Below are 6,582 nucleotides of genomic sequence, written 5' to 3' on the forward strand. Positions count from 1 at the left end.
AGCGCGTCAAAAGGCGCCTGATCTAGGCGCAAAGCGCAGCCATAGCCCGGGCTATGGCGAGCATTTGCAACGACGAGCAGGGGTCTTTTGGCGTGATGAGCAGGAATGATCGAAATACTCTCAGCCTCTCTGTTCAGGGCCTCTCTGTCGGGGTCACACCCGCGAACACCGCAGACGCCACGATGCAATCAACGGAGCGTTCGTCGCCGGCATGCCGCTTCTTGGCACCATTGGAGGGCGCAACGTCGAGCGTGGTAAGTCCCAACAGGGCAATCAGCACGGCAGCGATGACAAGGCTGCGCGACTTCGCGGGCGAGAGTTCGTGTTCGACGGTCTCGAGATGCGTGTCCATGCCAACTCCTTGACTGCCAACGGCCGCAGGAACTGCCACTCGGGTTCTACAGCGTAGCCATCGTGGCACGCAACTGATATCCCTAGTGTCGCGTCAAGCCTCAAGTGTCGGTTGATCGCGCCGCTGTCGGAGCGCAATGTCGCAATCGCACCCGACATGCACCATGCGCTCGCCACAGGGCGACCACGAATTGATTCGTTTCGATCGCTTCGCCAACGGCTTCGTCTTCGGCGCTCGCAATGGGCTTAACGCCACCTCGTCGCGCAGCTGATACGCACAGGTCGCGCAGCTGCTTTATCAATACGGACTGTCAGGCATCTCGTGCCGGGCTTGGCAAGTTCGCCAAGTTGTGAGAAAACGTCTCCGTAACGTCCGCAGAAGACGCGCTGGCAGCGACAGCCTTCTCTAACAACAACACACCCCGAGGTCTTCATGAAGCGGTTCGCTAGTGCACTCGCGACCCTTGCCGGTTTGACGCTGTCCGGTTGCGCGACAAGAACGGCCCCTGTGGCTGACGTTGCCACTGTTCGCAGCTCAGCGCCAGTCAAGTACGAATCGACGGTGAACAACTATTTCGATTGACGATGCCTGTGGTCGCCACGCCGCGACGGCTGGCCTTCGGTGCGCCGGAATCTTCGCGCTGTGCGCTCTGGGGGCCCGGCGGCAGGCACGCCGGTTGGGTCGTGCCCGTCATCTACGACACCACCCCGCAGCCGGCGGCTCCCCTGCCGATGTCGCCGGCTGCCACTTGGGTGTCGCCGACGGCCAAGGGCGCTGTCGACAAGAAGGCCAAGTCCCCAACGAAAGCCTCCGCGACGGCTGCAATGCCGGTTCTCAAGATCAGCACCAGTGGAACCTCGTCGAGCACGACCGCGCGCATGTCGCTCAACGACGTGTCTGTCACAGGCACCCGCTACTTTTTTTGGTTCAGCGGCGAGACGCTTGGCGCCGTGACGCGGCAGGCCGGTCTCTGCCCTTGAGCCTTGAAGATCGCGACCTTCAACATCAACGGCATCAGGAGCAGGCTTGCGCGCCTGCTCGAATGGCTTGCCGAGTCCGAGCCCGACATCGTTTGTCTGCAGGAGTTGAAGGCGGTCCACGAGACTTTTCCCGAGACGGCGATCCGCAAGGCCGGCTACAGCCCAGTGTGGCAAGGACAGAAGTCGTGGAACGGCGTGGCGATTCTTGCGCGAGGCATCGACCCGGTGGTGAGCCGGCGTGCACTGCCCGGTGACGACGACGATTTGCAAAGCCGCTACATCGAGGCTGCTGTCGACGGCGTCGTCGTTGCCTGCCTCTACGCGCCCAACGGCAATCCGCAACCGGGGCCGAAGTTCGACTACAAGAACGCATGGATGGAGCGCCTGCTCGTGCACGCCAAAGAGCTGCTTGATTCGAAAGCGCCGGTGGTCATCGCAGGCGACTACAACGTCGTGCCCACCGACGGCGTGGAGGATATCTACAACCCACGTTCGTGGAAGAACGACGCGCTCTTGCAACCGGAACCACGCGAGGCGTACATGCGGCTCTTGAAGCAGGGCTGGACGGATGCGATCCACAAGCTGCATCCCGGCGAGCCGATCTACACATTCTGGGACTACATGCGAAACCGCTGGCCGCGCGATGCGGGGCTGCGCATCGACCACATCCTTCTCGCGCCGTCGCTGGCGAAGAAGCTCATCGATGCAGGCGTGGACAAGGAGGTCCGCGGGCGAGAAGGCGCGAGCGATCATGCGCCGGCGTGGGTGGTCATGAAATAACGACGGATGTCGTTTCCGCTTCTTTCGCGGGCAGCGCAAAACGTCACTCACCAACGGCGTTCCCAGTCGACATGCGAGCATCAGCCGAGAAGCCAGGAGCCGACATGAGCCGTCGATGGTGGGCCGCAAACCTGTTCGCACTGGCACTTGCCGGCTGCACTGCACCTGGAGCCTCTGTGCGTGTCGACGACGCAACCCGCACTGCAGCACCCGCCCGCCACCTCCGCATTGACGATGTCGCATGGCTTGATCGCCTGAGTTTCGGCGCCACGTCTTCGTCGTCGCAAGAACTCAGCCGCATCGGCCGCCGGGCTTGGCTCGATCGGCAGCTTCACCCTTCGGCAATCGCAAGCTTGCCGACGCCGTTGGTGGCCCAGATCGCGGACATGAGCATCAGCCGCACTCCGCTGCCCGAACTCGTGCGCGGCATGGAGACCCGACGCAAAGGCATCGACGGCATCGCTGACGATGAACAGAAGAAGTCCGCGCAGCAGGCCTACCAGCAGGAGATGACTCGGCTGGCCCGCGAGTCCGCGTCGCGCATGCTGCTGCGCGCGATCTACTCGCCCAACCAGTTGCAGGAGCAGATGACGTGGTTCTGGTTCAACCACTTCAATGTTCACCAGTACAAGAGCAATGTGCGCGTGGTGGTGGGCGACTACGAAGCGCAGTTGCGCACCCACGCGCTCGGACGATTCCGAGACCTGCTGCAGGCCTCGGTGTTCCACCCCGCCATGGTTCGCTACCTTGACAACGAACAGAACGCCGCGTCGCGCATCAACGAAAACTACGCCCGTGAGTTGCTCGAGCTGCACACGCTGGGCGTCGACAGCGGCTACACGCAGACGGATGTGCAGGAACTGGCGCGCGTGCTGACAGGGCTGGGCGTGAGCTTCTCCGAAGATGTACCCAAGCTCAAGCCCTCGCAGCAAGCTTTCTACGTCAGGCGTGGGCTCATCGAGTTCAATCCGAATCGCCATGACTTCCGCGACAAGGAGGTGCTGGGCGTGACGGTGCGCGGCAACGGCATGGCAGAGATCGAACAGGTGCTCGATCTCGTCGCGAGGCATCCGTCGACCGCAAGCTTTGTGAGCCGCAAGATCGCGAAGTACTTCGTGGCCGATGTCCCGTCGCCCGCGCTGGTGGAACGTATGGCGCGTCGCTTCATCGACAGCGACGGGCGCATTGCCGAGGTGTTGCGCACGATGATCGAGTCGCCCGAATTCGAGGCCTCGCTCACGACCAAGTTCAAGGACCCATTGCACTATGTCGTGTCTGCCGTACGGCTCGCCTACGACGACAAGCCCATCCTCAACACCGGCCCCATGATCGGCTGGTTGAATCGCCTTGGCGAAGCGCCCTATAACCGCCAGACCCCCGACGGTTATCCGCTCGATCAGGTGGCGTGGGCCGGCCCAGGCCAGATGAACACACGATTCGAGGTGGCACGCGCCATCGGCGGCGGCAGTGCGGGCTTGTTCAAGATTGAAGGGGCGATGCCGAATGAGCGCCCTGCCTTTCCGCAGCTCGCGAATCCGCTCTACTACGACGGCATCGCGCCGCGCCTCGCGCCGGCGACGAAGCAGGCATTGGACCAGGCCGGCTCGCCCCAAGAGTGGAACGCGCTGCTCCTGTCCTCACCCGAATTCATGCATCGTTGAAGGACTGCATCATGCAGCGACGCGATTTCTTGCGATGGGCCGCCGCCAGTGCGCCTTTGACACTCAACGCCACGCGGCTCTGGTCTGCGCCGCAGGCCATGCCGGCGCGCTTCCTGCTCGTTTTCCTGCGCGGCGGATACGACGCAGCCAACCTGCTCGTGCCGCACGGCAGTCCGCTCTATTACGAGTCACGACCCAACATCGCGATTGCGCGTCCGGGCACGTCGGCCAATGCAGCGTTGCCGGTCGATGCGCAATGGGGCCTGGCGCCGGCGCTCACCGACAGAATCTTTCCACTCTTCCAGCGAGGGCAAGTCGCGTTCGTTCCTTTCGCCGGCACCGACGACACCTCGCGCAGCCATTTCGAAACGCAGGACCGCATCGAACTCGGCCATGGTGCGCAAGGCGTGCGTGATTACGGCAGCGGTTTCATGAACCGGCTTGCCGCAGCGGTCGGTGGCACGGATGCAGACAAGCTGTCGGCGCTGTCGTTCACTGATCAACTGCCACTGGTGTTTCGCGGCAGCGAGGCGATTGCCAACCAGTCCTTGCGCGACATCGGCAAGTCGGGTGTCAGCGACAAGCAAGCCCAGTTGATTGCGAGCATGTACGCCAATACGAAGCTTGCGGGCGCCGTGTCGGACGGCTTCGAGGTGCGCAAAGAAATCACCCGCGAGATGGCATCCGAGGAGAAAGCGGCCAACCGCAATGCGATCACCACCAGAGGGTTCGCGACAGAGGCAAGACGCATCGCCCGCCTCATGAGGGAACGGGTGCACCTGGGCTTCGTCGACGTGGGTGGATGGGACACACACGTCGGTGAAGGGGGCGCGACGGGCACGCTGGCGAATCGGCTCGGCGAGCTCGGCCAGGGTCTTTCTGTTTTCGCCGAGGAGATGGGGCCTTTGTGGGATAGCACCGTGGTTGTCGTCCTGAGCGAATTCGGCCGGACATTCCGCGAAAACGGCAATCGCGGCACCGACCATGGTCATGGCAGCGTGTACTGGGTGATGGGCGGGAGTGTGCGCGGCGGATGCGTCGCGGGGGAACAGCAGGCGATCAGCACGGGAACGCTGTTCCAGAACAGGGACTATCCCGTGCTGAACGAGTACCGTGCGGTGCTGGGAGGCTTGTTCACGCGAATGTATGGCCTCGACGGCAAGCGCGTCGGGCAGGTGTTTCCGGGCACGATGCCGAAGGACATCGGCTTGATTTAGCTGACGACCTGCAGTCCGGGTTGGGGCCGCTTCACATCCCCGCAGATTGCTTTCAGGCTAAGCCCTTTCAATCCTACGCAGGTCGCTCCGGGGTCACCGCATTACCCCTCCCGGAGGGACTCCCGGCGAGGGAGAGGGTTGGGGTAAGGGTGAGGTGTGGGGCAACGATTTCACTTTTCTGACCACCCCTCACCCCTGCCCTCTCCCCCGAGGGTGAGAGGGAGCAATTCTCAGCGCTTCATGATCTGTACCTTTGTGAATCCGGTGATCGCGATGGTCCTGGGGGTGGAGATGCAGGGCAAGCGGTGACGTCGTTCGAGTGGATGGCGGCGGGCGTGGTGCTGATGGGTGTGGTGCTGATGCTGCGCGGCGGCAAGCGCTAGTCACTCCCTCTCCCGGCGAGGGAGAGGGTTGGGGTGAGGGTGAGGTGTGGGGCAAATGATTTCACTTTTCTGACCACCGCTCACCCTGCCCTCCCCCGAGGGGGTTCCCAGAGGGAGAGGGAGAAAGTCCATGCGGCCCGAGTGGAGGTAACCGAAAGGGCTGCGCCCAGGCTGCGGTGCGAATATCAGGGCTTCGCAGCTGACGCCGCAGCGTCCTTCTTGCTCTTGCGCGGCTTCTTGTCTCCAGCCGCCGAGGCCGCGTCGTCGGCCATGGCGGCCTTCGCAGCCTTCGCCTCCGATGCCTTCGCCGCTTTTGCTTCTGCTTTCGCGGCCTTTGCCATCTTGGCGTCCGCCTGCGGCTTCACGGCCGCCTCCGATGCAGCAGTCGCCGGCTTGTCCGCTACGGCCTGGACTTCCTTCTTCGCTGGCTTTTTCGCGGCCCTGTCATCGGCAGCCTGCGCCGTACTGCCGCCCCCCACAGTCAGCCCTTCTGCGGCCATCTTCTTCACGCTGCCTTCGCCAACCCCTGCGACACGCTTTTGCAGGTCGTCGAGGCTCTTGAAGGGACCATTCTTCTGCCGTTCGTCGACGATCTTCTGTGCAATGGCGGGGCCGATGCCCTTGATCTTGTCCAGGTCTTCCTTCGTTGCCGTGTTGGCGTCCGTGGCAGCCCAGGCCATGTTGATCGTGAGAAGAAAGCCCATCAGGGCGAAAAGGAATCTACGGAACATGACATCTCCTGGGAAAAGAGACTGCGGTTCGAGGAAAGCCTCCTCGCAGGCATGAGAGGCTGGGAGTATTTCAAACGTGTCCGAGCAGCACGTCAAAAGACGCCTGATCTAGGCGCAAAGCGCAGCCATAGCCAGGGCTATGGCGAGCGTTTGCAACGACGAGCGGGCATGATCGAACTACTCTCAGCCTCTGAGTGCAGAACGAGGCGGCGCGGCGTCCCGTTGACGCACAGGTCCAGCACCAGGCAGCTACTGCTGCTGGTGCGAGCGAAGCCAGGCGAGCTTCGCGGCATACACGTCGTGATCACGGCGCGCGGTGCTGTTTTCCATCGAAGGCCTGAGAGGCTGAGAGTATTTCGAACGTGTCCGAGCAGCATGTCAAAAGGCGCCTGATCCAGGCGCAAAGCGCAGCCATAGCTTGGCTATGGCGAGCATTTGCAACGACGAGCAGGGGGCTTTTGGCGTGATGAGCGGGCAT

General features: G+C 62.7%; 6 protein-coding genes. 4 read left to right on the forward strand and 2 right to left on the reverse strand.

Annotation, left to right across the window (positions count from 1 at the left end; genetic code table 11):
• Positions 1-133 precede the first annotated feature (133 nt).
• On the reverse strand, positions 134-352 hold the full coding sequence (locus AC30NL_RS06135; protein ID WP_489463127.1) for a hypothetical protein: 219 nt from the start codon (positions 350-352) through the stop codon (positions 134-136).
• Between the two features lie 584 nt (positions 353-936).
• Between AC30NL_RS06135 and AC30NL_RS06140 the strand changes: the two genes are divergently transcribed.
• The 4 genes from AC30NL_RS06140 (at position 937) to AC30NL_RS06155 (ending at position 4,990) form a co-directional block, all read left to right on the forward strand.
• The gene (locus AC30NL_RS06140) at positions 937-1,332 is read left to right on the forward strand and encodes a hypothetical protein (protein ID WP_489463128.1); all 396 of its coding nucleotides are present in this window, start codon (positions 937-939) and stop codon (positions 1,330-1,332) included.
• A 3-nt stretch (positions 1,333-1,335) separates the two neighbouring features.
• Positions 1,336-2,112 (forward strand): exodeoxyribonuclease III, encoded by a 777-nt coding sequence (locus AC30NL_RS06145; RefSeq protein ID WP_489463129.1) that lies wholly within the window; start codon positions 1,336-1,338, stop codon positions 2,110-2,112.
• A 104-nt stretch (positions 2,113-2,216) separates the two neighbouring features.
• A complete protein-coding gene (locus AC30NL_RS06150; protein WP_489463130.1) occupies positions 2,217-3,773 on the forward strand; it encodes a DUF1800 domain-containing protein in 1,557 nt (518 codons plus the stop codon).
• Positions 3,774-3,784: 11 nt separating this feature from the next.
• Positions 3,785-4,990 carry a DUF1501 domain-containing protein gene (locus AC30NL_RS06155; protein WP_489463131.1) on the forward strand — a complete coding sequence of 402 codons (1,206 nt, stop codon included), beginning with the start codon at positions 3,785-3,787 and terminating at the stop codon, positions 4,988-4,990.
• A gap of 568 nt (positions 4,991-5,558) precedes the next feature.
• Here the strand turns inward: AC30NL_RS06155 and AC30NL_RS06160 are convergent.
• Positions 5,559-6,104, reverse strand: a complete 546-nt coding sequence (locus AC30NL_RS06160) for a ComEA family DNA-binding protein (protein WP_489463132.1) — start codon at positions 6,102-6,104, stop codon at positions 5,559-5,561.
• Between the last annotated feature and the right edge of the window lie 478 nt (positions 6,105-6,582).

It is taken from the genome of Rhizobacter sp. (assembly GCA_021153565.1).
GTDB lineage: Bacteria > Pseudomonadota > Gammaproteobacteria > Burkholderiales > Burkholderiaceae_C > Albitalea.

Coding starts and splice junctions, on each gene's coding strand:
- AC30NL_RS06135 (WP_489463127.1), bottom strand. CDS start 352: ATGGACACGCATCTCGAGACCGTCGAACACGAACTCTCGCCCGCGAAG.
- AC30NL_RS06140 (WP_489463128.1), top strand. CDS start 937: ATGCCTGTGGTCGCCACGCCGCGACGGCTGGCCTTCGGTGCGCCGGAA.
- AC30NL_RS06150 (WP_489463130.1), top strand. CDS start 2,217: ATGAGCCGTCGATGGTGGGCCGCAAACCTGTTCGCACTGGCACTTGCC.
- AC30NL_RS06155 (WP_489463131.1), top strand. CDS start 3,785: ATGCAGCGACGCGATTTCTTGCGATGGGCCGCCGCCAGTGCGCCTTTG.
- AC30NL_RS06160 (WP_489463132.1), bottom strand. CDS start 6,104: ATGTTCCGTAGATTCCTTTTCGCCCTGATGGGCTTTCTTCTCACGATC.